The organism is Streptomyces sp. P17 (assembly GCF_032436805.1).
Lineage (GTDB): Bacteria > Actinomycetota > Actinomycetes > Streptomycetales > Streptomycetaceae > Streptomyces.
Genome location: NZ_JAVRBF010001195.1, coordinates 1 through 252, shown reverse-complemented (window position 1 = coordinate 252; position 252 = coordinate 1). Strand labels below are relative to the sequence as shown.

Here is a 252-nt window from a genome sequence, read left to right as displayed (position 1 = left end):
GCGCCTGAGTCGCCCGGTTGAACACCCCATCGGCCGTATTGTCGCGCCCTCCGACGATGGCGCGCACCGCCCCGTCCGCCGACATCACCACCACGGCGGCCTGCGCCTTGGACCCTTCCGCCACCTTCGACTTGAACACATCCGCCACCGCCTTTTCCGCCGCGCGCTGGATGCGCTGATCGAAGGTGGTCAGGATGGTCACGTCCTCGGTCGTTTCCGAGGTCAGGAAGGCCGGCCCCGTTTCCATGACCC

General features: G+C 67.9%; 1 protein-coding gene. It reads right to left on the bottom strand.

What is annotated here, in order from left to right:
* Nucleotides 1-252, bottom strand: a 252-nt coding sequence (locus RMT89_RS44400; protein WP_315889430.1) for a hypothetical protein, incomplete at both ends; no start/stop codon positions are given.